Annotated in this window: 21 protein-coding genes and 2 tRNA genes; 11 read left to right on the forward strand and 12 right to left on the reverse strand. The window is 71.3% G+C overall.

Going from position 1 to position 24,206, the window contains the following annotated elements; translation table 11 throughout:
* Window positions 1-23: 23 nt before the first annotated feature.
* From glgB to glgX, 3 genes are read right to left on the reverse strand one after another with little or no spacing between them, the layout of a single operon-like run.
* Window positions 24-2,159, reverse strand: a complete 2,136-nt coding sequence (glgB, locus tag AYL44_RS04250) for a 1,4-alpha-glucan branching protein GlgB (protein ID WP_064001980.1) — start codon at window positions 2,157-2,159, stop codon at window positions 24-26.
* Entirely contained in the window at window positions 2,156-4,231 is a 2,076-nt protein-coding gene (locus tag AYL44_RS04255; protein WP_064001981.1) for an alpha-1,4-glucan--maltose-1-phosphate maltosyltransferase, read from the reverse strand. The genes glgB and AYL44_RS04255 overlap by 4 nt, the downstream gene beginning before the upstream one ends.
* A 44-nt stretch (window positions 4,232-4,275) precedes the next feature.
* Window positions 4,276-6,375 carry a glycogen debranching protein GlgX gene (gene glgX / locus AYL44_RS04260; RefSeq protein ID WP_082886088.1) on the reverse strand — a complete coding sequence of 700 codons (2,100 nt, stop codon included), beginning with the start codon at window positions 6,373-6,375 and terminating at the stop codon, window positions 4,276-4,278.
* 51 nt (window positions 6,376-6,426) lie between these two features.
* Here glgX and AYL44_RS04265 point away from each other — a divergent pair, with 51 nt between their 5' ends.
* Both AYL44_RS04265 and mnmA read left to right on the forward strand, forming a co-directional pair.
* Window positions 6,427-7,611, forward strand: a complete 1,185-nt coding sequence (locus tag AYL44_RS04265; RefSeq protein ID WP_064001982.1) for a cysteine desulfurase family protein — start codon at window positions 6,427-6,429, stop codon at window positions 7,609-7,611.
* A 9-nt stretch (window positions 7,612-7,620) separates the two neighbouring features.
* Complete coding sequence (mnmA, locus tag AYL44_RS04270; RefSeq protein ID WP_082886089.1) at window positions 7,621-8,718, forward strand: tRNA 2-thiouridine(34) synthase MnmA; 1,098 nt, start codon at window positions 7,621-7,623, stop codon at window positions 8,716-8,718.
* Here the strand turns inward: mnmA and AYL44_RS04275 are convergent.
* Complete coding sequence (locus AYL44_RS04275) at window positions 8,675-9,691, reverse strand: epimerase (protein ID WP_064001984.1); 1,017 nt, start codon at window positions 9,689-9,691, stop codon at window positions 8,675-8,677. The genes mnmA and AYL44_RS04275 overlap by 44 nt on opposite strands.
* A 41-nt stretch (window positions 9,692-9,732) precedes the next feature.
* Between AYL44_RS04275 and AYL44_RS04280 the strand changes: the two genes are divergently transcribed.
* Complete coding sequence (locus AYL44_RS04280) at window positions 9,733-10,425, forward strand: DUF4166 domain-containing protein (protein WP_064002473.1); 693 nt, start codon at window positions 9,733-9,735, stop codon at window positions 10,423-10,425.
* Window positions 10,398-12,722 (forward strand): NAD-dependent DNA ligase LigA, encoded by a 2,325-nt coding sequence (gene ligA, locus AYL44_RS04285; protein WP_064001985.1) that lies wholly within the window; start codon window positions 10,398-10,400, stop codon window positions 12,720-12,722. The genes AYL44_RS04280 and ligA overlap by 28 nt, the downstream gene beginning before the upstream one ends.
* A gap of 3 nt (window positions 12,723-12,725) precedes the next feature.
* Here ligA and AYL44_RS04290 read toward each other — a convergent pair whose 3' ends face one another.
* Entirely contained in the window at window positions 12,726-14,426 is a 1,701-nt protein-coding gene (locus AYL44_RS04290; protein WP_064001986.1) for a long-chain-fatty-acid--CoA ligase, read from the reverse strand.
* A 67-nt stretch (window positions 14,427-14,493) separates the two neighbouring features.
* Between AYL44_RS04290 and gatC the strand changes: the two genes are divergently transcribed.
* The 6 genes from gatC (at window position 14,494) to AYL44_RS14765 (ending at window position 20,071) form a co-directional block, all read left to right on the forward strand.
* Window positions 14,494-14,793: an Asp-tRNA(Asn)/Glu-tRNA(Gln) amidotransferase subunit GatC gene (gene gatC, locus AYL44_RS04295; protein ID WP_064001987.1), complete on the forward strand. Its 300-nt coding sequence runs from the start codon at window positions 14,494-14,496 to the stop codon at window positions 14,791-14,793.
* Window positions 14,790-16,301: an Asp-tRNA(Asn)/Glu-tRNA(Gln) amidotransferase subunit GatA gene (gene gatA / locus AYL44_RS04300; RefSeq protein WP_064001988.1), complete on the forward strand. Its 1,512-nt coding sequence runs from the start codon at window positions 14,790-14,792 to the stop codon at window positions 16,299-16,301. Before gatC ends, gatA begins: the two co-directional genes overlap by 4 nt.
* Window positions 16,301-17,815: an Asp-tRNA(Asn)/Glu-tRNA(Gln) amidotransferase subunit GatB gene (gatB, locus tag AYL44_RS04305; protein ID WP_064001989.1), complete on the forward strand. Its 1,515-nt coding sequence runs from the start codon at window positions 16,301-16,303 to the stop codon at window positions 17,813-17,815. The genes gatA and gatB overlap by 1 nt, the downstream gene beginning before the upstream one ends.
* A 65-nt stretch (window positions 17,816-17,880) precedes the next feature.
* Window positions 17,881-19,137 carry a DNA polymerase IV gene (dinB, locus tag AYL44_RS04310; protein WP_064001990.1) on the forward strand — a complete coding sequence of 419 codons (1,257 nt, stop codon included), beginning with the start codon at window positions 17,881-17,883 and terminating at the stop codon, window positions 19,135-19,137.
* Between the two features lie 57 nt (window positions 19,138-19,194).
* On the forward strand, window positions 19,195-19,512 hold the full coding sequence (locus AYL44_RS14760) for a hypothetical protein (RefSeq protein WP_064002474.1): 318 nt from the start codon (window positions 19,195-19,197) through the stop codon (window positions 19,510-19,512).
* Window positions 19,496-20,071, forward strand: a complete 576-nt coding sequence (locus AYL44_RS14765; RefSeq protein WP_064001991.1) for an aminobenzoate synthetase — start codon at window positions 19,496-19,498, stop codon at window positions 20,069-20,071. The genes AYL44_RS14760 and AYL44_RS14765 overlap by 17 nt, the downstream gene beginning before the upstream one ends.
* Before the next feature lie 7 nt (window positions 20,072-20,078).
* On the opposite strand, the gene AYL44_RS04325 is transcribed toward AYL44_RS14765, so the two are convergent.
* From AYL44_RS04325 to AYL44_RS04355, 7 genes are all read right to left on the reverse strand, one after another.
* Entirely contained in the window at window positions 20,079-20,567 is a 489-nt protein-coding gene (locus tag AYL44_RS04325) for a DUF2017 family protein (protein WP_064001992.1), read from the reverse strand.
* Window positions 20,564-20,854, reverse strand: a complete 291-nt coding sequence (clpS, locus tag AYL44_RS04330; protein WP_064001993.1) for an ATP-dependent Clp protease adapter ClpS — start codon at window positions 20,852-20,854, stop codon at window positions 20,564-20,566. Before clpS ends, AYL44_RS04325 begins: the two co-directional genes overlap by 4 nt.
* A gap of 1 nt (window position 20,855) precedes the next feature.
* Window positions 20,856-21,197, reverse strand: a complete 342-nt coding sequence (locus AYL44_RS04335) for a metallopeptidase family protein (RefSeq protein WP_064002475.1) — start codon at window positions 21,195-21,197, stop codon at window positions 20,856-20,858.
* 34 nt (window positions 21,198-21,231) lie between these two features.
* A tRNA-His gene (locus tag AYL44_RS04340) sits at window positions 21,232-21,307 on the reverse strand.
* 34 nt (window positions 21,308-21,341) lie between these two features.
* The gene (gene orn, locus AYL44_RS04345) at window positions 21,342-21,962 is read right to left on the reverse strand and encodes an oligoribonuclease (RefSeq protein WP_082886092.1); all 621 of its coding nucleotides are present in this window, start codon (window positions 21,960-21,962) and stop codon (window positions 21,342-21,344) included.
* A 45-nt stretch (window positions 21,963-22,007) separates the two neighbouring features.
* Window positions 22,008-22,080: transfer RNA gene (locus AYL44_RS04350), tRNA-Arg, on the reverse strand.
* Between the two features lie 27 nt (window positions 22,081-22,107).
* Complete coding sequence (locus tag AYL44_RS04355) at window positions 22,108-22,716, reverse strand: YczE/YyaS/YitT family protein (RefSeq protein ID WP_064001994.1); 609 nt, start codon at window positions 22,714-22,716, stop codon at window positions 22,108-22,110.
* A 60-nt stretch (window positions 22,717-22,776) separates the two neighbouring features.
* On the opposite strand from AYL44_RS04355, the gene AYL44_RS04360 reads away from it, so the two are divergent.
* A complete protein-coding gene (locus AYL44_RS04360) occupies window positions 22,777-24,201 on the forward strand; it encodes a PLP-dependent aminotransferase family protein (RefSeq protein WP_064001995.1) in 1,425 nt (474 codons plus the stop codon).
* Window positions 24,202-24,206: the final 5 nt, after the last annotated feature.

Genomic DNA, 24,206 nt, shown 5'->3' on the forward strand with positions numbered 1-24,206 from the left:
GCATCAGCCCGGACCCCCTTATCTCACGCCCGGTGACGGAGCCAGAGGACGCCGAGCGGCGGCAGGACGACCGAGGCGGTGCCGTCGGCATCCGTCGTCACGCCGCCGAAGTTGCCGACCCCGGAACCGCCGAACTCCTGCGCGTCGCTGTTGAGGATCTCGGCCCACGCGCCGGCCTCGGGCAGGGTGATCCGCACGTCGTGGCGGGGGGAGCCGGCGAAGTTGCACAGGACGACGACCGTGCCGCCGTCGTGGTCGCGGCGGGCGAACCCGAGGATGTTGCCGTCGGGGGTGTGCGGCCAGACGCGCGAGAAGGCCGACCCGTCGGTGTCGCGCGACCACAGCGGCGCCTCGTCCCGGTAGGTGCGGTTGAGGGCGGCGACGAAGTGCTGCAACTGCTGGTGCGCCGGCTGATCCAGCATCCACCAGTCCAGGCCGCGCCCCTCGGACCATTCGGACATCTGCCCGAACTCCTGCCCCATGAACAGGAGCTGCTTGCCCGGGTGCCCCCACATGTACGCCAGGAAGGCTCGCATGTTGGCGAGCTGCTGCCAGTGGTCGCCCGGCATCCGAGTGAACAGCGACCCCTTGCCGTGGACGACCTCGTCGTGGCTGATGGGGAGGACGAAGTTCTCGCTGAACGCGTAGACGAACGAGAACGAGAGTTCGCCCTCATGGTGCGAGCGGTAGAGCGGGTCGCGGCCGATGTAGACGAGCGAGTCGTTCATCCAGCCCATGTTCCACTTGAAGCCGAACCCGAGACCGCCCTGACTCGTCGGCGCCGTGACGCCGGGGAAGCTCGTCGACTCCTCGGCGATCATGGCGATCCCCGGGTGGCGCTTGTAGGCCGTGGCGTTGACCTCCTGCAGGAAGCGAATCGCCTCGAGGTTCTCGCGGCCGCCGTGGATGTTCGGCTCCCACTGCCCCTCCTCGCGGGAGTAGTCCAAGTAGAGCATCGAGGCGACGGCGTCGACACGCAGGCCGTCGACGTGGAACTCCTCGAACCAGTAGAGCGCGTTCGCGACGAGGAAGTTCCGCACCTCGTTGCGCCCGTAGTCGAAGATGTACGTGCCCCAGTCGCGGTGCTCGCCACGCCGGGGATCCGGGTGCTCGTAGAGCGGGGCTCCGTCGAAGCGCGCGAGCGCGAACTCGTCCTTCGGGAAGTGCCCGGGCACCCAGTCCATGATGACGCCGATGCCCGCCTGGTGCAGCCGGTCGATGAGATAGCGGAGGTCGTCGGGGCTGCCGAAGCGGCTCGTCGGGGCGTAGTAGCCCGTCACCTGATAGCCCCAGGAGCCCCCGAAGGGGTGCTCGGCGAGCGGGAGGAACTCGACGTGGGTGAAGCCCTGCGCCCCCACGTAGTCCACGAGCTCGTCGGCGGCGTCGCGGTAGCTGAGACCGGGCCGCCACGAGCCGAGATGGAGCTCGTAGGTGGACATCGGCTTGTCGTGCACGGAGCCCGACGCCCGCGCGGTGATCCATTCGTCGTCCGACCAGGTGTACTCGCTCTCCGTGACGACGGACGCCGTCGCGGGCGGGACCTCGGCGGCCCGGGCCATCGGGTCGGCCTTCATCACCCAGTGGCCCGCGGCGGTGAGGATCTCGAACTTGTAGGCCGAGCCCGCACCGATACCCGGGACGAACAGTTCCCAGACGCCACTCGAGCCGAGCGAGCGCATGGCGTGCTGGGTGCCGTCCCACCCGTTCAGATCGCCGACGACGCGGACGGCCCGGGCGTTGGGCGCCCACACCGCGAAGGAGACGCCGCTGACGGGGCCGTAGTGGCGGACGTGGGCCCCGAGGACGGTCCACAGCTGCTCGTGGCGCCCCTCGCGGATGAGGTGCAGGTCCATCTCGCCGAGCGACGGCAGATGCCGGTACGGGTCGTCCACGCGGTAGTCGGGAGCGCCCTCGTACGTCGCGACGAGATCGTAGGCGGTCGGCTGCGTCTCGGTGACGCCCTCCCAGACCCCTTGACGGATGTGCTCGAGCTCGACGCGGGAGCCGTCGGCCAGCACGGCGGTCACGGTCTGCGCGAAGGGGCGCCGCGCCCGGATCACCCATTCGTCGCCCTCGGGGTGCGGGCCCAGCACGTCGTGGGGGGCGTGGTAGGCGCCGGCACCGACGGCATCCAGGATCGAATCATCGGGACGAGTCATGAGTGTGCCTTCACGTGGAGGATGTGGACGGGTTCGGCGAAAGCGTCGAGTCGGACGTAGTTGTGCTCGTTCCACGTCCAGCGCGCGCCGGTGAGGAGGTCCTCGACCTCGTAGTCGTGGCCGCGGGGGAGTCCCCAGATCTGCGAATCGACGTGCACCGTCGTCTCGCGTGCTGAGTGCGGGTCGACGTTCACGACGACGATGATCGTGTCGGATTCGCCGCGCTCGGCCACCGCCGCGGGCAGGTGCTTCACGTAGGCGACGATCGCGTCGTCATCCGTGCCCTGCAGGTGCAGACCGCGCAGCTGCCGGAGCGCGGGATGCGCCCGGCGGATCTCGTTCAGCCGCCGGAGGTACGGGGCGAGGGAGTCGCCCGCGGCCTCGGCCCCCGCCCAGTCGCGGAACTTGTACTCGTACTTCTCGTTGTCGATGTTCTCCTCGGACCCCGGGCGGGCGACGTTCTCGTAGAGCTCGTATCCCGCGTAGACGCCGTAGCTGGCCCCCGCGGTGGCCGCGAGAGCGGCGCGGATCCGGTAGGCGGGGCGACCGCCGAACTGCAGGTACTCGGTCAGGATGTCGGGGGTGTTGACGAAGAGGTTCGGGCGCATGAAATCCGCCGTCTCGTCCGAGATCGAGGCGAAGAACTCCTCGAGCTCGGTCTTCGTGTTGCGCCACGTGAAGTACGAGTAGCTCTGCTGGAAACCGCTCTGTGCGAGGGCCCGCATCGGCGTGGGGCGGGTGAACGCCTCGGCCAGGAAGACGACGTCGGGGTGCTCGGCGTTGACGGTGCGGATCAGCCACTCCCAGAACTGCAGCGGCTTGGTGTGGGGGTTGTCGACGCGGAAGATCTTCACCCCCTGTCGGATCCAGTGCTGGACGATGCGCAGCACCTCGGCGCGGATGCCGACCGGGTCGTTGTCGAAGTTGACCGGGTAGATGTCCTGGTACTTCTTCGGCGGGTTCTCCGCGAAGGCGATCGAACCGTCCGGCAGCGTCGTGAACCACTCCGGGTGCTCGGTCACCCAGGGGTGGTCGGGAGCGGCCTGGAGGGCGAGGTCCAGGGCGATCTCCAGGCCGTGGGCGTTCGCGGTGTCCACGAACGCGCGGAAGTCCTCGAGCGTCCCGAGGTCGGGGTGGACCGCATCGTGTCCGCCGTCCGCTGAGCCGATGGCCCACGGCGATCCCGGGTCTTCGGGACCGGCGTTCAGGGTGTTGTTGGGGCCCTTGCGGTTCACCTCGCCGATCGGGTGGATGGGCGGGAGGTAGACCACGTCGAAGCCCATCGCGGCGACGGCGGGGAGGCGTTCGGCCGCCGTCCGGAAGGTGCCGCTGCGGACGGCGCCGTCGGGCAGGCGGACCGCCCCCTCGGAGCGCGGGAAGAACTCGTACCAGGCGCCGACGCCGGCACGCTCGCGCTCGACGAGGAGCGTGTTCTCCTCGTGGAGGGTGTGGAGGGAGAGGGCGGGGCGGTCGGCGAACACCCGGGCGAGCCCCGGGTCGCGCACCACGATGAGCGCCGCCTCGTCGTCCACGGCGTCATCGCGGAGGGCGCGCGCCGCGGAGGTCAGGGCGCTGCGCTCCTCGACCGGACGGGTCTTCTCCGCGGCGGCGCGCTCGAACAGCCGCGCGCCCATCTCCCGCATGAGGATCGGATCGACACCCGCGGCGATCTTCAGCTCGGCTGCATGACGCCAGGTCGCGTAGTCGTCGGCGAACGTCTCGAAACGGAACTTCCACGTCCCCTGCTCGAGGGGTGCCACAATGACGCGCCAATTGTCGAAGCCGTCGTCGAGAGGCCGGAGCCGGTGGAGCGTGACCGCGCCCGAGGGCGCCGTCAGACGCAGGTGCACGCCGATGCGGTCGTGTCCCTCGCGGAAAGCGGCGACTGTGAACGGCACCGCCTCGCCGACGAACGCGGTCGGCGCGAACCGGCCGCCCGGGACGCTGGGGCGGTGGGAGGCGATCGGGATACGGCCGTTGCGGATGCCGGCATCCTTCCTGGTCGCCTTCACCGGCCGGACCGGGATCTCAGCGGAGCTGCGGACGGAAGCGGGGGAGATCTGTGTGGCCACGTTCCGAACCTACCGGTGCCGAGGAAGGCTCGAAACGGCCTGGATCACTCGGCCCGGAACAGGTACATTGACGGGCCGGTCGCGGTGAACGCGTCGCCGGGGGAGAGCGGGGCGGCATCCGAGCGGGGACGCTCGTCGACGCTCGACCAGAGCGGGGCGAAGCGCGTCACACCCTCCAGCGCCGGAAGGGTGATCTCGACGTCGCTCTCCCGGCCGTGGACCACCAGGAGCGTGCGATTGGGCGCTTCGCTCTCGGGCGTGGAGCAGGCGTCGTACTGCAGCGTGCGGTGCGAGGGATCCGTCCACTGCTCGACCGACATCGTGTTCCCCTGCTCGTCGTACCAGTCGATGACGGAGGCGCCCGGAACGGTCTTCTCGGCATGCGCGAACCGGACGGGTCGCAGGGCCGGGTTCTCCCGGCGGATGCGGGTGAGCAGCTCGACGTGGGCGCGCAGGTCGTCCTGCCAGGGTTCGCGGCCCCAGTCGTACCAGGTCAGCGCGGAGTCATGGCAGTACGCATTGTTGTTGCCGTGCTGCGTGCGTCCGATCTCGTCGCCCGCGGTGATCATCGGGACGCCCGCCGAGAGCAGGAGCGTGCCCAGCAGGTTGCGCATCGCGCGCCGGCGGGCGGCGAGGACGGCCGGGTCGTCGGTCGGCCCCTCGAAGCCGTGGTTGAAGGAGCGGTTCGTGTCCGCTCCGTCCCGTCCGTGCTCGCCGTTGGCCTCGTTGCGCTTGGAGTCGTAGGAGACGAGGTCGTGGAGGGTGAACCCGTCGTGCGCGGTGACGAAGTTGACGCTCGCGAGCGGTCCGCGCTCGGCGCTGAACGTGTTAGCCGATCCGGCGAGCCGGGTCGCGAACCCGCCGATCCCCACGGGCGTGACGTCGGCGCGGCGCGAGTAGTCGATGTCGCTCAGCCAGAAGTTGCGGACCCGATCGCGGTAGCGGTCGTTCCATTCGCTCCAGCCGACACCGAACGCCCCCGTCTGCCAGCCGCCGATGCCGACGTCCCAGGGTTCAGCGATCATCTTGACGCCCGCCAGCGCGGGGTCCTCGACGATCGCCTGCAGGAGCGGGTGCTCCGGGGTGAAGGCGTGGGACGCGTCGCGCCCCAGGACGGGGGCGAGGTCGAAACGGAACCCGTCGATCTGCACCTCGTTCGCCCAGTAGCGCAGCGAATCGAGGACGAGGCGGGACGCGGCATCCGTCGACGTGTTCAGGGAGTTCCCGCATCCCGTCACGTCGATGTAGGTGCCGTCGTCGGCCTGCCGGTAGTACGACCGGTTGTCGATCCCGCGGAAGCTCGACCGGGGCTCGCCGAGTCCCTGCTCGGAGGTGTGGTTGAAGACGACGTCGAGGATGACCTCGATGCCGGCCGCGTGCAGCAGCTTCACCATCCCCTTCACCTCGCGGAGCACCGCGGTGGCGCCCTCGGCCTGGGCGGCGGCCGTCGCGTACGGGGCGTGCGGCGCGAAGAAGCCGACGGAGTTGTAGCCCCAATAATTGGTCAACCCCAGCTGCAGGAGGCGGGGCTCGCTCGCGAAGGCGTGGACCGGGAGCAGCTCGATCGCGGTCACCCCGAGGCTCCGGTAGTGCTCGATCATGGCTGGATGCGCCATCCCGGCGTAGGTGCCGTGCAGCGCCGCCGGCACACCGGGATGCCGCTTCGTGAGGCCTTTCACGTGCGTTTCGTAGACGACGGTGCGATCGAGCGGCGTCGCCGGCTTCGCAACGCCACCCCAGTCGAAGCAGTCGTCGACGACGACGGAGCGCCAGGAGTGGATGCCGGGGGACGACAACCCCCGCGCGTAGGGATCGATCAGCAGCGTCGCCGGGTTGAAGGTCATCCCGGGCCCGTGCGGTCCGTCGACCCGCACGCTGTAGGTGACGCCGACCCGCAGCGCGGGCGTCGTCGCCTCCCACACGCCGCCGTCCACCGGCGCCAGCGGGACGGTCTCGACGATCCAGTCCGGGTCGTCGTCGTCGAAGACCACAAGCTCGACGTCGGTGGCGTGCTCCGACCACACCCGCAGCGTCCCGCCCCCGTCGTGCAGGCGTACCCCGAGCCGGTCGTAGACGTCCGACAGCATCCCCGGGACGGGGGTGGCGGACGCCGCGGTCGTCGGGCCGGCCGGAGCGGAGGTCATGCGTCCTACAGTAGTGAGCAGGCGATGAAGGTCAGCGGCAGGCGGAGGGTCATGGCGGTCTATCTCGACCACGCGGCATCCACTCCGCTGCGGCCGCAGGCGCGTGATGCGTGGCTCGCCGCGTCGGAGGTCACCGGGAACGCGTCGTCCGTGCACGGCGCCGGTCAGGCGGCGCGGAAACTGCTCGAGGACGCCCGTGAGCGGATCGCGGCGGTGCTGGGGTGCGACCCCATCGAAGTGGTGCTGACCTCGGGGGGCACGGAGTCGGTGAACCTCGCCCTCCAGGGGACGTGGTGGGTGCGCGACCCGGACCGGTCGGCGATCGTCCTGCCCGACGGCGAGCACCACGCGACCCTCGACACGGTGTCGTGGCTCGCTTCCGCCCAGGGGGCGGAGGTCCGACCCGTGCCGCTCGACGAGAGCGCGGCGATCGATGTCGCGGCCTTCGATACGGCACTCCCGGGCGCCGCCCTGGCGACGGCGCTCGTGGCCAACAACGAGGTCGGGAGCGTGTCGGATGTCGCCGCTCTGGCCGCATCGTCGGCGGCGGCGGACGTGCCCCTCCACCTCGACGCCGTCGGGGCCATCGCCCATCTGCCGCTCGACTTCGCCGCGCTGCGGGGACCGGGAGCCGGTCGCGGCGGACTCGTCGCGCTGAGCGTCGCAGGCCACAAGGTGGGTGCGCCGGTCGGGACGGGGGCGCTCGTCGTGTCGCGTCACGCCCGCATGGGCGCGGTCCTCCACGGTGGGGGGCAGCAGCGTGGCCTCCGCTCGGGCACACCGGATGTCGCCGGTGCCGCCGCCCTGGCCGTGGCCCTCGAGCTCACCGCCGCGGAGCGCGCCGCCGAGGCGGAACGCCTGCGTGCGCTGTCCGACCGGCTCCTGATCGGTGTGCACGGCATCGCCCCGGAGGTCCGGCTACTCGGTGCACCGGACCAGCGACTGCCCGGCCACCTGCACCTGCTCTTCCCCGACGCGCTGGGGGAGACCCTCCTGTTCCTCCTCGACTCCGCGGGCGTGCGCGTGTCGACCGGATCGGCATGCCAAGCGGGTGTCGCCGAGCCGAGCCACGTCGTCCTCGCCCTCGGTCGCACCGATCGCGAGGCCCGTTCGGTCCTGCGGGTCACGCTCGGGCGCACGACCACGGCGGCCGACATCGATGCGTTCCTCGCCGCCCTCCCCGAGGCGCACCGCCGCGCGGCGGCGTCCAGCGCCCGTGCGGGGTCGCGCTCGTAGACTGGAACGATGCGCGTACTGGCAGCCATGAGCGGTGGGGTCGATTCGGCCGTCGCCGCGGCGCGAGCGGTCGACGCGGGTCACGACGTCGTCGGCGTCCACCTGGCGCTCTCGCGCGCCGGGGGCACCCTCCGCACCGGCAGCCGGGGCTGCTGCACAATCGAGGACGCGCTCGACGCCCGGCGCGCGGCCGACCTCCTCGGCATCCCGTTCTACGTCTGGGACTTCTCCGAGCGCTTCCGCGACGACGTGATCGACGACTTCATCAGCGAGTACCGGGCGGGACGCACACCGAACCCGTGCATGCGGTGCAACGAGAAGATCAAGTTCGCGGCCCTGCTCGAACGCGCGCTCGAACTCGGTTTCGACGCCGTCTGCACCGGCCACTACGCGACCCTCGTCGATGGTCCCGAGGGGCGCGAACTGCATCGCGCGTCGGATGAGGCGAAGGACCAGTCCTACGTCCTCGGGGTGCTCACCGCGGACCAGCTCGCCCACACCTACTTCCCGCTCGGGACGACGCCGTCGAAGGCCGTCGTCCGTGCCGAGGCCGCCGAGCGCGGTCTGACGGTCGCGCAGAAGCCGGACAGCCACGACATCTGCTTCATCCCCGACGGCGACACCCGCGGGTGGCTCGCCGAGAAGGTGGGCGCCGAGCAGGGTGACGTCGTGGACCGCGAGGGATCGGTCGTCGGGCGGCACGAGGGAGCGCACGCGTTCACGGTCGGTCAGCGCCGGGGGCTGCAGCTCGGTGTCCCCGCCGCGGACGGCAAGCCGCGGTTCGTCCTCGAGGTGCGTCCCGTCTCGAACACGGTCGTCGTCGGGCCGAAGGAGGCTCTCGCGACGGCGGAGATCTCCGGGGAGCGGCACAGCTGGGCCGGACGTGCTCCTGCCGACGACGTGTTCGCGTGCGACGTGCAGATCCGCGCGCACGCGGATCCGGTCCCCGCGCGGGCGAGCGTGCGCGACGGGTCGATCACGGTCGTCCCCGAGACCCCCTTCGACGGCGTCGCGCCCGGTCAGACGGCGGTGCTGTACGACGGGACCCGGGTGATCGGGCAGTTCACGATCGCGCGGACCGTCTCCGCCGTCCCCCAGAACGCCTGACCCGGCGGCCCCGATCGACCTCGGCGAACGCCGCGCGGAGGTCCGTGTGCGCGAAGCGGAATCCGGCGCCCACGAGCCGCTCGGGGAAGACCCATCTGCTCTTGAGGATCAGTTCCGGCTCGGTCCGCAGCGCCCACATCGCGATCTCGAGCATCCAGCGCAGCGACGGCAGGCCCACCGGCATCGCGACGACGCCGCGGAGGGTGCGCATGAGGGTGCGGTTGTCGGATGCCTCGGGCACCGCGATGTTGACGGGGCCGGAGATGTCGTCCCGCTCGATGAGGAAGCGGACGGCGCGGAGCACGTCCTCGATGTGCACCCAGCTGAAGCGCTGGCGCCCCCGGGTGCGGTACCAGGGCGGCCGGTCGCCCGTCGGCTCGTCGCCGATGCCCCGGTAGCGACGGTGCGGCGGGACCCAGCCGTCGTGCTGCGGCCCGCCGAGCCCGGTGCGCGCGAGGGTGAGCAACATCCGAGAGGCGGGGCCGTCGCCGACGACGATCGCCAGACGCAGGGCGACGCGGCGCGTGCGCGGCAGTTCTCCCGCGAAGAACGCACGCTCCCACGACCGCGCGACGTCGACCGAGAAGCCCTGTCCGAGTTCGCCGCCCGATTCGGTGTTCGGGCGGTCCATCGCGTGGCGGTAGATCGTCGCGGTGGACGCATTGAGCCAGAGCGGGGGCGGGGCGGATGCCGCGGCCACCGCAGCCTGCAGGGCGCGCGTCGTCTCCACCCGCGACCGCAGGATCTCGTCGCGGTTGCGATCGGTGTAGCGACAGTCGACGGACTTCCCGGCGAGGTTCACGAGCAGGTCGGAGCCGTCGACGGCGGCCGCGAGCGCGTCGGGATCGTCCCAGCGGACGGCGGCGGTGCGTCCGACGGTGACGACGTCGTACCCGTCGTCCGTGAGGGCTGCGACGAGAGCCTCACCGATGAATCCGCCGGCCCCGGCGACGACGGCACGTGGACGGGACATGCCTCGACGCTACCGGGTCCCGTCGCCGGTAGATTCCGACCATGGACTCCGAGGGCCGGGAACACGCCGCATCCGTGTACGAACGCGCCGTCGGATCCGGCATCCGCTCGCTGCCTCCGGTACTGCGACGCTACTTCGGCCCGGTGCCGGAGGGGCACGTCGGCGTGGGGGAGGGCGTCTACGAGATCGTCGGCTCGCGCTACCGGCGCGCGGCCGGGGCTCTGCTGCGGTGGTCCGCGCGGCACGACGTGCTGTTCGCCGAGAGCGGGCGCGACATCCCGTTCGTGGTGGAGAACCGGGCCGCCGCGGACGGCACACTCCGGGGCATGCGCTGGTTCGGTTTCCCGCGGGCGACCCGCGTTATGCGCGACACGATGCACGTCGACGGCGGCGAGATCGTCCAACGGCTCGGTCGCCGCGGCGGTCTCGAGGTCCGCCTGGCCGCCCGTGCGTCGGCGGAGGGGATGCTGCTGCGCTCGCGCCGTCTCGCGTGGCGGATCCGCGGCCTCCGGGTCCCGCTGCCGCGCATCGCGGGGGTGGAGGTCCGGGAGACGGAGGACGGGAACGGCCGGCAGCGCGTCGACGTCCGACTGCGGATGCCGCTGCTCGGCGAGGTGTTCCGTTACTCCGGGACCTTCGTCTACCGCATCGTGCCGGAGTGCGATACGGTCCCGGTCGTGTCGCCGGCCCTCCCTACACTGTCGATGTGGCTGACGCAGAACTCCCCGAACTGACCCTCGATGAGGCCCGCGCAGAGGCCGCGCGGCTCACGGAGAAGATCATCGGCGCGCGCGAGGCCTACTACGGGGGCGACGTCGGTCTGGTCGACGACGCCACCTACGACGGGTGGATGCAGCGCCTCGAAGCGATCGAGCGCGCGCACCCCGAGCTGCAGGGGCAGGATTCGCCGACGCAGACCGTCGGCGCGGCGGAGTCGTCGATGTTCGCTCCCGTCGAGCACGCCGAGCGGATGCTGAGCCTCGACAACGTCTTCTCGCCGGACGAACTGCGGGAGTGGTGCACGAAGGCCGAGGCCGCAGCGGGGCGCAAGGTGCGATGGCTGACGGAGCTCAAGATCGACGGGCTCGCCATCTCGCTGCGTTACGAGAACGGTGTGCTGACCTCGGCGGCGACCCGCGGCGACGGCCGCATCGGGGAGGACGTCACGGTGAACGCGGTGCGCGTGGCCGGGATCCCGGAGCGGCTGTCGGGGGAGGGGCATCCCCCTCTCGTCGAGGTGCGGGGGGAGGTCTTCATCCCGGTGGCGGCGTTCGAGGACCTCAACGCGCTGCAGGCGCGTCTGCGCGACCGCGTCGTCGCAGACGCCGCCTCCCGTCCCCGTTACGACGAGGAGAAGGCGCAGAAGAGCGCGGCGCGACGCTTTCCGGCGTTCGCCAATCCGCGCAACGCCGCGAGCGGAGGGCTGCGCCAGCAGCTCGACAAGAAGTCGGGGCTCGAACTCGAAGCCGGCGAGGCCCGTCTCTCGTCCCTCCGCATGTACGTCCACGGCATCGGCGCCTGGCCCGACCCGCCCGTGTCCGCTCAGAGCGAGGTGTACGGCTTGCTCGCCGAATGGGGCCTGCCGGTCAGCCCCTATCCGCAGACGTTCGACGACGTCGACGGCGTCCTCGCCTTCGTCGCCGAGTACGGCGAGAAGCGCCACTCGGTCGCGCACGAACTCGACGGCATCGTCGTGAAGGTCGACGAGCTGTCCCTGCACGACGAGCTCGGCGCGACCAGCCGTGCCCCGCGCTGGGCGATCGCGTACAAGTACCCGCCCGAAGAGGTGCAGACGCGGCTCCTCGACATCATCGTCTCGGTCGGGCGCACCGGGCGCGCCACCCCGTACGCGCAGATGGCGCCGGCGCTCGTCGCGGGTAGCGTCGTGCGCCAGGCGACCCTGCACAACCAGGACGTCGTCAAGGCGAAGGGCGTCCTGATCGGCGACATGGTCGTGCTCCGCAAGGCCGGGGACGTCATCCCCGAGGTGCTGGGCCCGGTCGCCGAACTCCGCGACGGCACGGAGCGCGCCTTCGTCATGCCGACGGCGTGCCCGGAGTGCGGATCGACCCTCGCGCCGGCCAAAGAGGGCGACATCGACCTGCGCTGCCCCAACACGCGCGGCTGCCCCGCACAGGTCCGCGGGCGCGTCGAGCACATCGGCTCGCGCGGCGCACTCGACATCGAGGCGCTCGGCGAGGTCACTGCGGCCGCGCTGACCCAACCGATCGATCCGCAGCAGCCGGCGCTCGAGACCGAGGCGGGACTGTTCGAGCTGACCCTGGAGCGGCTCGTGCCCATCGAGGTCATCGTCCGCGACGCCGAGACCGGCGAGCCGCGGGTCGACGAGAGCACCGGCGAGGTCGTCCGCCGCGCGCCGTTCCGCCGCAACCCCACCGCGGCGGAGAAGAAGGAGGGCCTCACGGGTCCGCAGCCGTCGGCGCAGGCCCTCACCCTCATCGACGAGCTCGAGAAGGCCAAGACGAAGGATCTGTGGCGCTTCCTCGTCGCGTTGAACATCCGCCACGTCGGACCCGTCGCCGCGCGCGCGCTGGCGCAGTACTTCGGGTCGCTCGACGCGATCCGGGCCGCCTCGCGCGACGAGCTCGCTGCGGTCGACGGTGTCGGCGGGATCATCGCCGACGCGCTCATCGACTGGTTCGCCGTCGACTGGCACGTCGAGATCGTCGACCGCTGGACCGCCGCGGGCGCGCGGCTGGCCACGCCCGGGCACCCGGGACCCGGCGCCGCGGCCGCGGCCGGAGGAGTGCTCGAGGGCATCACCGTCGTCGCGACGGGCTCGCTCGAGGGGTACACCCGCGAGGGCGCGCAGGAGGCCATCATGCAGGCGGGCGGCAAAGCGGCGTCGAGCGTCTCGAAGAAGACGGACTTCGTCGCCGCCGGGCCCGGTGCGGGATCGAAGCTCGCGAAGGCCGAGGCCCTCGGCATCCGGATCATCGACGCCGCGCAGTTCCACGTCCTCGTCACCGAGGGTCCGGCCGCGCTCGGCGACGTTCCCGCCGCGGAGTGACGCTCAGGCGTCCTTCGCGAGGAGCGCGTCGCGCACCTGTCGGCGCAGGACCTTGCCGATGAGCGAGCGCGGCAGCTCGACGACCGTCTCGATCCGCTTCGGCACCTTGTAGGGCGTCAGCCGGGTGCGGGCGAACGCGCGGACGTCCTCGACGTCGACTTCGCTCATCCCCGGGGCGGGGATCACGACGGCGACGACCTGCTCGCCGCTGTGTGCGTCGGGGAGACCGACGACGGCGGCATCCGCCACCTGCGGGTGCTGTCGGAGCGTGGCCTCGACCTCGGTGGGCGACACGTTGAAGCCGCCGGTGACGATCAGCTCCTTGAGGCGGTCGACCACGCGGAAGAAGCCGTCGGCGTCGCGCTCGACGATATCGCCGGTGTGGAACCAGCCGTCGACGAGCACCTTCTCGGTCTCCTCCGGCTTACCGTAGTACCCCGAGAACACCTGCGGTCCCCGCACGACCAGCTCGCCCGGCCCGCCGTCGCCGAGGACACGCGACGGGTTGTCGGGGTCGACGACCCGCGCGTCCGTCCCCGGGATCGGGATGCCGATGGTGCCCGCCTTCCGGTTGTCGGCGGGCGGGTTGACCATGAGGACGGGGGAGCACTCGCTCAGGCCGTAGCCCTCGATGAGGTAACCGCCGGTGGCCTCCTCGAACGGCTCGACGAGGGCAGGGGACAGGGCCATCGCCCCCGAGACGCCGATCCGGATGCCGCGGATCGAAGCGCCGCGCTCGCGTGCCCGCGCGAGCAGCCGCTCGGCGATGGGAGGGACGAGCGGGAGGACGGTGGGCGGGTGCTTCTTGATCGCATCGATCACCATGTCCGCGTCGAACTTGGGGAAGAGCACGAGACGCGCCCCCATCGACATCGCGAAGGTGAGGCAGAGGGTGAGCCCGTAGGCGTGGAACATCGGCAGGACGGCGTAGAAGACGCATCCGTCCCCGCGCTGCACGGCCGGGATGAACGCCTGGCTCTGCCGGGCGTTGGCGAGCAGGTTTCGGTGCGTCAGCATCGCCCCCTTCGGCGTGCCCGTCGTCCCCGAGGTGTACTGCAGGACCGCGAGGTCGTCGGTCTGCGGACCGGGGTGGGATGCCGCCAGTGCCGGCGTCCGCACGAGGTCATCCCACGACAGCGCACCGCGCGCCGGCGAGGTCAACGCGGCACGCGATTCCCGCGCCTTCCTCACCGGCAGGCGGAGCGCGAGACGGGTGTGCAGCGGCAGCGCCCGCGTGACGTCGACGGCGATGAGCGCCTCGACCCGGAGATCGGCGGGGAACCCCTGCACGGTCGGCGCGACCTTGTCCCACACGATGGCGTGCCGCGCGCCGTGGTCCTGGAACTGCGTCCGCAGCTCCCGCGGGGTGTAGAGCGGGTTGTGCTCGACGACGACCGCGCCCAGTCGCAGGACGGCGTAGAACGCGATGATGTGCTGCGGGCAGTTGGGGAGGACGATCGCGACCCGGTCGCCCTTGTTCACCCCGAGATCGCGCAGCCCCGCGGCGGCCCGGTTCACGGCGTCGTGCAGGGCCGCGTAGGTCGTCTCGCGGCCGAAGAACTGGAGGGCGGGCGCGTCCGGGTAGTCGCGCGCGGACTCGTCGAGCAGGTCCATCAACGACCCGTCGATGGGCGGCAGGTCCAGGGGGACGCCCTCACCGTACGAGGAGAGCCACGGGCGATCGGCGGAGGGCGAATCGGTCACGCCCCCAGCCTAGGGCGCGGGTCGGCGCGGGCTCGGGAGGGCGACCGGCCCGAACTAGACTGTCGGGGTGTCTGAAATCACCCCCGATCTCGTGCGCCATCTCGGCGTGCTCGCCCGGATCCAGCTGAGCGACGAGGAGGTGGAGCGGCTCACCGGCCAGCTCGACGCGATCGTCGACAACATCGCCAAGGTGTCCGAAGTCGCCACCCCCGAGGTCGTCGCGACGAGCCACCCGATCCCGCTGCGCAACGTCTTCCGCCCCGATGTCCCCGGCGACATGCTGACCGTCGACGAGGTGCTCCAGAACGCACCGGATGCCGCCGACGGCCGCTTCCGCGTGACCGCGATCCTGGGGGAGGAGCAGTGAGCGACATCCTGAAACTGACCGCCGCCGACCTCTCCGCGAAGCTGCGCTCCGGCGAGCTCTCGAGCGTCGAGGCGACGCAGGTCCACCTCGACCGCATCGCCGCCGTCGACGGCGACGTGCACGCCTTCCTCCACGTCTCCGACCACGCGGTCGAGGTCGCGGCGGACATCGACCGCCGTCGCGCCGCCGGCGAGGAGCTCGGCGAGCTGGCCGGCGTGCCCTTGGCGATCAAGGACGTCCTCGTGACGACCGACATGCCCTCCACGAGCGGCTCGAAGATCCTCGAGGGCTACATGTCGCCCTACGACGCGACCGTCGTCGCACGATCCCGGGCGGCGGGCCTCGTCCCGCTCGGCAAGACCAACATGGACGAGTTCGCGATGGGCTCGTCGACCGAGCACTCGGCGTACGGCCCGACCCGCAACCCGTGGGACCTCGATCGGATCCCCGGCGGCTCCGGCGGCGGTTCGGCCGCTGCGGTCGCCGCCTTCGAAGCACCGCTCGCGCTCGGTTCCGACACGGGCGGCTCGATCCGCCAGCCCGCGCACGTCACCGGCACCGTCGGTATGAAGCCCACATACGGCGGTGTGAGCCGCTACGGCGCGATCGCCCTCGCCTCCAGCCTCGACCAGGTCGGTCCCGTCTCGCGCACCGTCCTCGACTCGGCGCTCCTGCACGACGTCATCGGCGGACACGACCCGCACGACGCGACGTCGCTGACCGACGCCTGGCCGTCGTTCGCCACCGCCGCCCGCGAGGGCGCGACCGGCGAGGTCCTCAAGGGTCTGAAGGTCGGCGTCATCCGCGAGCTCGACGACTCCGGCTTCCAGTCCGGCGTCTCGGCATCCTTCCGAGCGTCCCTCGCCGCGATGGAGGCAGCCGGCGCCGAGATCGTCGAGGTCAGCGCACCGCACTTCGAGTACGGCGTCGCCGCGTACTACCTGATCCTCCCGGCGGAGGCGTCCAGCAACCTGGCGAAGTTCGACTCGGTCCGTTTCGGGATGCGGGTGAACGTGCCCGGCGGCACCGTCGAGGACGTCATGGCCGCGACGCGCGACGCCGGCTTCGGCGACGAGGTCAAGCGCCGCGTCATCCTCGGCACCTACGCGCTCTCGGCGGGCTACTACGACGCCTACTACGGCAGCGCGCAGAAGGTCCGCACCCTCATCCAGCGCGACTTCGACGAGGCGTTCGCGCAGGTCGACGTCATCGCGACGCCGTCCGCGCCGACGACCGCGTTCCGTCTGGGCGAGCAGCTCGACGACCCGCTGCAGATGTACCTCAACGACGTCACGACCATCCCGGTCAACCTCGCCGGCGTCCCCGGCATCTCGATCCCCTCGGGCCTCGCGGCAGAGGACGGGTTGCCCGTCGGCATCCAGTTCGTCGCTCCCGCCCGCGAGGACGCGCGCCTGTACCGCGTGGGGGCGGCGCTCGAGGCGCTGCTCGTCGACAGCTGGGGCGGTCCGATCCTGGACCGCGCCCCGATCCTCGGAGGAGCCCGCTGATGGCCAAGGACGCGCTGATGGACTTCGACAAGGCGCTCGAGCTGTTCGAGCCCGTCCTCGGATTCGAGGTCCACGTCGAGCTCAACACCGAGACCAAGATGTTCTCGCCCGCCGGCAACCCCGCCAACGAGGCGAACCACGACGCGGCGCCCAACACGCTCGTCGCGCCCGTCGACATGGGGCTCCCGGGGTCGCTGCCCGTCGTCAACGAGACGGCCGTGCGGTACTCGATCAGCCTGGGCCTCGCCCTCGGCTGCTCGATCGCGCCGTCGTCGCGGTTCGCGCGGAAGAACTACTTCTACCCGGACCTCGGCAAGAACTACCAGATCTCGCAGTACGACGAGCCCATCGCCTTCGAGGGCAGCGTCGAGATCGAGCTCGAGGGCGGCGACGTCGTCGTCGTGCCGATCGAGCGCGCGCACATGGAGGAGGATGCGGGCAAGCTCACCCACATGGGCGGCGCGACCGGTCGCATCCAGGGTGCCGAGTACTCGCTCGTCGACTACAACCGCGCCGGCGTTCCCCTCGTCGAGATCGTCACCAAGCCGATCTTCGGCACGGAGCACCGCGCCCCCGAGGTCGCCAAGGCCTACGTCGCCGCGATCCGCGACATCGTGCGCTCGCTCGGCATCTCCGAGGCCCGCATGGAGCGCGGCAACCTCCGCTGCGACGCGAACGTCTCGCTGCGCCCGCGCGGACAGGAGAAGCTCGGCACCCGCACCGAGACGAAGAACGTCAACTCGATGCGCTCGGTCGAGCGCGCCGTGCGCTACGAGATCCAGCGGCAGGCCGCGATCCTCGCCGCCGGCGGCACCATCACCCAGGAGACGCGGCACTGGCACGAGGACACCGGACGCACCTCGCCGGGTCGTCCCAAGTCGGATGCCGACGACTACCGCTACTTCCCCGAGCCCGACCTGCTCCCCGTCGAGCCGTCCGCAGAGCTGATCGAAGAGCTCCGCGCGGCGCTCCCCGAGGCTCCGGCGGTGTACCGGCGCCGGCTGAAGGCGGAGTGGGGGTTCACCGACCTCGAGTTCCAGGACGTCGCGAACGGCGGGCTGCTCGCCGAGGTCGAGGCGACGATCGCCGCCGGCGCGTCACCGGCATCCGCCCGCAAGTGGTGGACGGGCGAGATCACCCGCATCGCGAACGCGCAGGGCACCGAGCCCGCCGCCCTCGTGTCGCCGGAGTCGGTGGCGCAGCTGCAGAAGCTGGTGGATGCCGGCACCCTCACCGACAAGCTGGCCCGCCAGGTCCTGGAAGGCGTCATCGCGGGGGAGGGCACGCCCCAGGAGGTCGTCGACGCCCGCGGTCTCGCCGTGGTCTCGGACGACGGGGCGCTCATCGCCGCGATCGACGAGGCCCTCGCCGCCCAGCCCGACGTGCTCGCGAAGATCCAGGACGGCAAGGTCCAGGCCGCCGGCGCCGTCATCGGTGCGGTCATGAAGGCGATGAAGGGCCAGGCGGATGCCGCCCGTGTCCGCGAGCTCATCCTGGAGCGCGCCGGCCAGTGACGCCTTGACGATGCCGTCGGCACCGGATCCGTACCGGTGTCGGCGGCATCGTCGACAATGGAGGTATGGGACGCGGTGACGGGACGGGGCGGATCGTCTCGCCCGACGGCGCCGACGACACCGGCACCCGCATCCTCCACGTCGACATGGACGCGTTCTACGCGTCGGTCGAGGTCCTCTACGACCCCTCCCTGGCGGGCAAGCCGCTCATCGTCGGCGGCATGGAGGGGCGCGGCGTCGTCTCGAGCGCCTCGTACGAGGCTCGGCGCTTCGGCGTGCGCTCCGCGATGTCGGTCGGCCGCGCCCTGCAGCTGTGCCCGCAGGCGATCGTCGTCGTGCCGCGGTTCGAGCGCTACTCGGAGCTGTCGAAGAAGGTCATGGCCATCTTCCGCGACGTCACCCCGCTCGTGGAGCCGCTCTCGATCGACGAGGCGTTCCTCGATGTGAGCGGCGCGCGCCGGCTGTGGGGGAGTCCCGGCGAGATCGCCCGCATGGTCCGGCGTCGCGTGCTCGACGAGACCGGACTGACGTGCAGCATCGGCGTCGCGGCCACGAAGCACGTCGCCAAGATCGCCTCGACCGTGTCGAAGCCCGACGGCCTCCTCATCGTCAGTGAGTCGGAGACCCAGGCGTTCCTCGCGGCGCGGCCCGTGGGCGCGCTGTGGGGCGTGGGACCGAAAGCAGCCGAGGCGCTCGAGGCCCGCGGCATCCGGATGGTGTCGGACATCCTGAACACGCCCCGGGGCGTGCTCGACCGGGCGCTGGGACCGGCGATGGGGGCACGGGTGTCGCAGCTGGCCCGCGGGATCGATCCGCGGTCCGTGCAGACCGAGCACACCGAGAAGAGCGTGGGTCACGAGGAGACCTTCCTCGAGGACGTGTCCGACGTCGCGACGCTGCGGAGCGAGTTCCGGCGGTTGTCGGACCGGGTCGCGAGCCGCCTCCGCGCGGGCGGCTGGGAGGCCCGCACGATCGCGGTGAAGGTGCGGTTCTCCGACTTCACGACGCTGTCGCGGTCGGTGAGCGTCCCCGAGCCCACCAACGTCGGCCAACGCATCGGCGACGTCGCCCTCGATCTCTTCTCGAAGATCGACCTCGTGCAACCCGTGCGCCTCATCGGCGTCCGCGGCGAGAAGCTGACCACCGACGGGGTGGGCGGCCTCGCACTGTGGGACGACGATGCCGAGTGGCGCCGCGTCGACGCCGCGCTCGACGACGCGCGCTCGCGCTTCGGGCGCGGCGCCGTGACGCGGGCGAGCACACTCGGCCCGAGACGCGACGTCAATGCGCTGCCGACCAACCCGCGACCGGTGCAGGAGTGAGGATGCGTCACGCGCAAGCCCCTGTGCGCGACCGTGCGACCGGCTAGCGTGGTCGTCATGGCCAACCTCCCTCTCGAACTCGGCAAGCAGTTCGCGTCCCTCGGTGTCACGAGCGTCTACGGCGAGCAGCAGGACGTCGACGGCATCCGGCTCATCCCCGTCGCCCTCACCTGGTCGGGCTTCGGCGCGGGGGAGGACCCCAACGGCGGCGGCGGTGGTGGCGGCGGTGCCGCGATCCCGGTCGGCGCCTACATCCGCAAGGGCGACGACCTGCGGTTCGAGCCGAACCTCGTGTCGCTCCTCGCCGTCGGGATCCCCTTCGTGTGGGTCGCCGGACGGGCGCTCAGCCGCGTCATCCGTGCCCTCACCCGCTGACTCCTCCCTCACCACTGCGGCCGCGGCGGGGATCAAGCGGGTCGCCGACGCGGTGAACGCGGCGCCCAGCGTCCCGGTTCTCGTCCTGATCGACGGACGCTCGGGTGCTGGCAAATCGACCTTCGCCGACACGCTGGCCGCGCGGTTCCCGGATGCGGCCGTCGTTCGGCTCGATGACGTCTATCCGGGGTGGGACGGCCTGCGGGCGGCGACCGACATCGTGCACGAACGGGTCCTGACGCCGCTCCGGCGCGGGGAGGCCGCTCGATGGCCGCTGTGGGACTGGTCCCGCGACAGACCGTCGGGACGTCACGCGACGGTGGACCCCGCCCCGGTGATCATTGTCGAGGGGGCCGGCGTCCTCACCGCGGCATCCGCCGCTCTCGCGGACATCACGGTCTGGCTGGACGCACCGGATGTCGCGCGCAAGACGCGCGCCCTCGCCCGCGACGGCGACGCCTATCGCCCGCACTGGGAGCGGTGGGCGGCGCAGGAGGACGCGCACCTGCGCGAGAACCGACCGGCCGAACTCGCCCGGATCGTCGTGCCGCTGCCCTGACCGGGCCTCAACCGTCGAGGGCGCGGACGAGCACGTCGAGTCGGTACCCGACCCACTCGTAAACCCCGAAGCGCGGATCCCCGTCGCCGTCGTGGTCCTCGCCGGTGACGCCGAGTCGCTCCGCGAGCACGAGCCGCAGCGCGGCGAGGGTCCGCAGCCACGCGCCGGCGACCTCCGGCGTCAGCTCGACGACCAGCGCGTCCTCGGCCTGGGTGCGGTCGAGCTCCGCGGGGTCCAGGTCGCGTCCGTCCCGGCGCAGCGACGCGCGCACCACCCCGGCATCCGTCAGCCGTCGCTCCAGGATGTCGTCCTGCGTGAGCCGGCGGAACTCCGCGGCTGCGTCGGCGTCGTCGCGGTAGGCATCGGGGACGAGCCGGCGGACGGCGGGATCGCGAGCGTCGCGCTCGGCCACGACCTCCTCGAACTGCGCGAGAAGGTCCGACAGGTGCGCCGCCTCGAGCAGCGTGAGCTCGAGGGTGATTCGCCGACCGGTCACGAGCCGGCCTCGCGCACCGTCGCCCAGAGTCCGTAATCGTGCATCGCCTGCGCGTGGAGTTCCATCTGCTCCCGCGACCCTTCGGCCACGACGGCGTGCCCGTCGTGGTGGACCGCCAGCATCAACCGGTGCGCCTTCTCACGGGAGTACCCGAAGTACTCGCGGAAGACGTGGACGACGTAGCTCATGAGGTTCACCGGGTCGTTCCAGACGACCGTCTGCCAGGGACCCGAGGTGGATGCCTGCAGGTCGACCTGTTCGTCGAGGTCGGGGCTCGCGATGCTCATGTCACGCCCATCCCAGTTCGTGCAGTCGTGTGTCGTCGATCCCGTAGAAGTGGGCGATCTCGTGCACGAGTGTCGTGTGCACCTCGTCGCGCAGCTGATCGAGGTCGTCGCACGCATCCAGGTGCGGCTCGCGGTAGACGATGATGCGGTCGGGGAGATCCCCCATTCCGTACCGGTCGCGCTCGGTCAGGGCGAGGCCGTCGTACAGTCCGAGCAGATCGAGGGATCCGTCCTCGGGACGGTCCTCGACGACGAAGACGACGTTGTCGAGACCGGCGACCATCTCATCGGGCAGGGCGTCGAGTTCGGACGCCACGAGGTCCTCGAAGGCCTCGGCATCCATCTCGATCACGATCGCGCCTCATGAGGGGAAAGCATGGGGTGAGTAACGGGACTCGAACCCGCGACCCCCTGGACCACAACCAGGTGCTCTACCAACTGAGCTATACCCACCATGTGCCCGTCTCCGGGCAACCACACAAGTGTATTACAGACCCGAGGCGAACGATGACACCGTCGCGGCCGCGGCGCTCCGCGCGTCGTCGCTCGTCGGTCCGGGGGCGGCGACGAAGACCGTCTCGCGGTAGTACGCGAGTTCGCGGATGCTCTCGCGGATGTCGGCGAGGGCGCGGTGTCCGCCGTCCTTCGCGGGGGCGTTGAAGTACGCGCGGGGGTACCAGCGCCGGGCCAGTTCCTTCACGCTCGACACGTCCACGTTGCGGTAATGCAGCCACCGGTCGACACGCGGCATGTAGCGGGCGAGGAACATCCGGTCCGTGCCGATCGTGTTGCCCGCCAGCGGCGCCTTGCCCTCGGGCACGAAGCGCTGGATGTACTCGAGCACCTGGAACTCGGCGTCGGCGAGGCTGACGCCGTTCGGGATCTCGGTCAGCAGCCCCGAGCTCTCGTGCATCTTCGTGACGAAGTCGTTCATGTGGGCGAGGGCTGAGTCGTCCGGCTTGATGACGATCTGGAACCCCGGGTCGAGCACGCGGAGGTCGAAGTCGGTGATGACGACGGCGACCTCGACGAGCTCGTCCACCGACAGGTCGAGGCCCGTCATCTCGCAGTCGATCCAGACGAGGCGGTCGTTCTCCGCAGCTGACACGTGGTCTCCTCCCACAGGAGTCGGCGTGGTCACGGCGACTCGGAGCCCCTCCAGGAGGATTCGAACCCCCGACCTGGCGGGTAGAAACCGCTCGCTCTGTCCACTGAGCTATGGAGGGAAGGATGCTCGTTCCCCAGGCTACCGCTCAGACCGCGATGGTCGCTCGGCGCACGCGCAGGGCCCGCCAGCGTGCCGACAGGTCGAGCGCGAGGTGGACGCCGGGGCCGATGAGGACGGCGAACAGGACGGTCCCGAGCCCGACCGTGCCGCCGAGGAGCCAGCCGGTGACGAGCACGCTGCCCTCGACCGCGAACCGGCACACCCAGATCGGCCAGCCGAAGCGGGCGTGCAGCCCCGTCATGAGTCCGTCCCGAGGGCCCGGCCCGAGGTCGGCCCCGAGGTAGATCCCGGATGCGGCGGCGATGAGCGCGATGCCCAGGAGGAAGACGACGACACCCCAGAGGTAGTTCCCGACCGGGGGGATCACGGCCAGCGCGCCCTGCATGACCGTCCCGACGACGAGGATGTTCGCGATCGTCCCGATCCCGGGCTTCTGACGGAGCGGGATCCACGCCAGCAGGACGAGGGCGCCGGTGAGGACGACGATCCAGCCGATGCCGATCCCGGTCTGCAGCGCGAGTCCCTCGGCGAGCACCGTCCAGGGGTCGAGGCCGATGCCGGCCTGGACGAGCACGGCGCATCCGATGCCGAAGAGAGCGAGGCCGACGACGAGACGGACGAGGCGGAGGGTCATGAGTCCATTCCAGCGTACGATTGGCCTCCTGCACACAGTCCAATCTCGGATCGGTGGACCATGGACTCTCGAATCGGCGCCCGGACCCTCGCCAGCGCCCTCGGCGGCTGGCGGACGCGGACGCCCACCTACGAAGCCCTCGCCGACGGCATCCGACTGCTCTGCCTCGACAACCGCATCCCGGCCAACACCGCTCTTCCCGCCGAGCGGGAGCTCGCCGTCACCCTCGGACTCAGCCGCGCGACCGTCGCCGCCGCCTACCGCTCCCTGCGCGACAGCGGTCACATCGAGAGCACCCGCGGATCGGGGAGCGTGACGCTCCCGCAGGTGCGCCGCGGGACGGGCCGGGTCTTCGACGACGGGGACGGCATCGACCTGCAGCAGGCGAGTCCTGCTGCGTGGCCCGGGCTCGCGGGGATCATCGCAGAGGTCGGTGCCGATGCGGCATCCCTCGTCGGCCGACCGGGCTACGACATCGTCGGCAGCAGCGAGCTGCGCACGGCGATCGCGGACCGGTACACGATGCGCGGCCTCCCGACTGCTCCCGACGAGATCCTGGTGACGAACGGAGGCCAGCACGCCATCCATCTCGTCACCTCCGCCCTCCTGCGTCCGGGCACGACGGCGCTGCTCGAGACGCCCACCTACCCGCACGCGACCGAGGCGATCAAGGCGACGGGCGCAAGGGTGACGGGGACCCCGGTCACCGTGGAGGACGGCTGGGACCTCGACCGCGCGGTCCAGGCCTTCCGCCGTGCCCGGCCCACCCTCGCGTACCTCATGCCGTGGTTCCAGAATCCGACAGGTCGGAGCATGACGACGGCAGATGCGGCGACGTTCCGCGCCGCGGCCGACGGCGCGGGCACCGTGCTCGTGATCGACGAGACGACGGCGGAGCTCTCCATCGACGGCGACACCCCCGCGGCGCTCGACTTCGGCCCGCGCGCCGTCCGGATCGGCTCCCTCGGCAAGACGGTCTGGGGCGGACTGCGTGTGGGATGGGTGCGCGCCGAGCGGGCGTTCGTCCGCCGCCTCGTCGCGTCGCGGCCGCGGCGGGACCTCGGGACGGCGGAGTTCGAGCAGGCCGTCGCGACGCGGCTGGTCCGCTCGATGCACGAGATCCTGCCCCAGCGGGCGGAGCTGCTCGGACGGGGGAGGGATGCCGCCGTCGCCGCGCTGCGCGAGATGGCGCCGACCTGGTCGGTGCCGGTGCCCCGTGGCGGTGTCTCGCTCTGGGTCGGGCTGGACGCGCCGCGCAGCGGCGGCCTGGTCCTGGCGGCTCGTCGCGAGGGGGTGCTCCTCTCGGCGGGTCCGCGCTTCTCGGTGGACGGCGGCTACGACGGACACCTGCGCCTGCCCTTCACCGCACCGGCGGAGCAGATCCGTCAGGCTGTCGCCGTGCTGGCGCGCGTGTGGCCGGAGGTGACCGGTCGCACCGCGCTCCACCCCGTCGAGGAGCGCGAAGCGGTCGCCGCGATCGTCTGAACGAC

The organism is Microbacterium oleivorans, from assembly GCF_001644225.1.
GTDB classification, from domain to species: Bacteria; Actinomycetota; Actinomycetes; order Actinomycetales; family Microbacteriaceae; genus Microbacterium; species Microbacterium gawkjiense.

Coding starts and splice junctions, on each gene's coding strand:
- glgB (WP_064001980.1), bottom strand. CDS start 2,159: ATGACTCGTCCCGATGATTCGATCCTGGATGCCGTCGGTGCCGGCGCC.
- glgX (WP_082886088.1), bottom strand. CDS start 6,375: ATGACCTCCGCTCCGGCCGGCCCGACGACCGCGGCGTCCGCCACCCCC.
- AYL44_RS04265 (WP_064001982.1), top strand. CDS start 6,427: ATGGCGGTCTATCTCGACCACGCGGCATCCACTCCGCTGCGGCCGCAG.
- mnmA (WP_082886089.1), top strand. CDS start 7,621: ATGCGCGTACTGGCAGCCATGAGCGGTGGGGTCGATTCGGCCGTCGCC.
- AYL44_RS04275 (WP_064001984.1), bottom strand. CDS start 9,691: ATGTCCCGTCCACGTGCCGTCGTCGCCGGGGCCGGCGGATTCATCGGT.
- AYL44_RS04280 (WP_064002473.1), top strand. CDS start 9,733: ATGGACTCCGAGGGCCGGGAACACGCCGCATCCGTGTACGAACGCGCC.
- gatB (WP_064001989.1), top strand. CDS start 16,301: ATGGCCAAGGACGCGCTGATGGACTTCGACAAGGCGCTCGAGCTGTTC.
- dinB (WP_064001990.1), top strand. CDS start 17,881: ATGGGACGCGGTGACGGGACGGGGCGGATCGTCTCGCCCGACGGCGCC.
- AYL44_RS14760 (WP_064002474.1), top strand. CDS start 19,195: ATGGCCAACCTCCCTCTCGAACTCGGCAAGCAGTTCGCGTCCCTCGGT.
- clpS (WP_064001993.1), bottom strand. CDS start 20,854: ATGAGCATCGCGAGCCCCGACCTCGACGAACAGGTCGACCTGCAGGCA.
- AYL44_RS04335 (WP_064002475.1), bottom strand. CDS start 21,197: ATGGATGCCGAGGCCTTCGAGGACCTCGTGGCGTCCGAACTCGACGCC.
- AYL44_RS04355 (WP_064001994.1), bottom strand. CDS start 22,716: ATGACCCTCCGCCTCGTCCGTCTCGTCGTCGGCCTCGCTCTCTTCGGC.
- AYL44_RS04360 (WP_064001995.1), top strand. CDS start 22,777: ATGGACTCTCGAATCGGCGCCCGGACCCTCGCCAGCGCCCTCGGCGGC.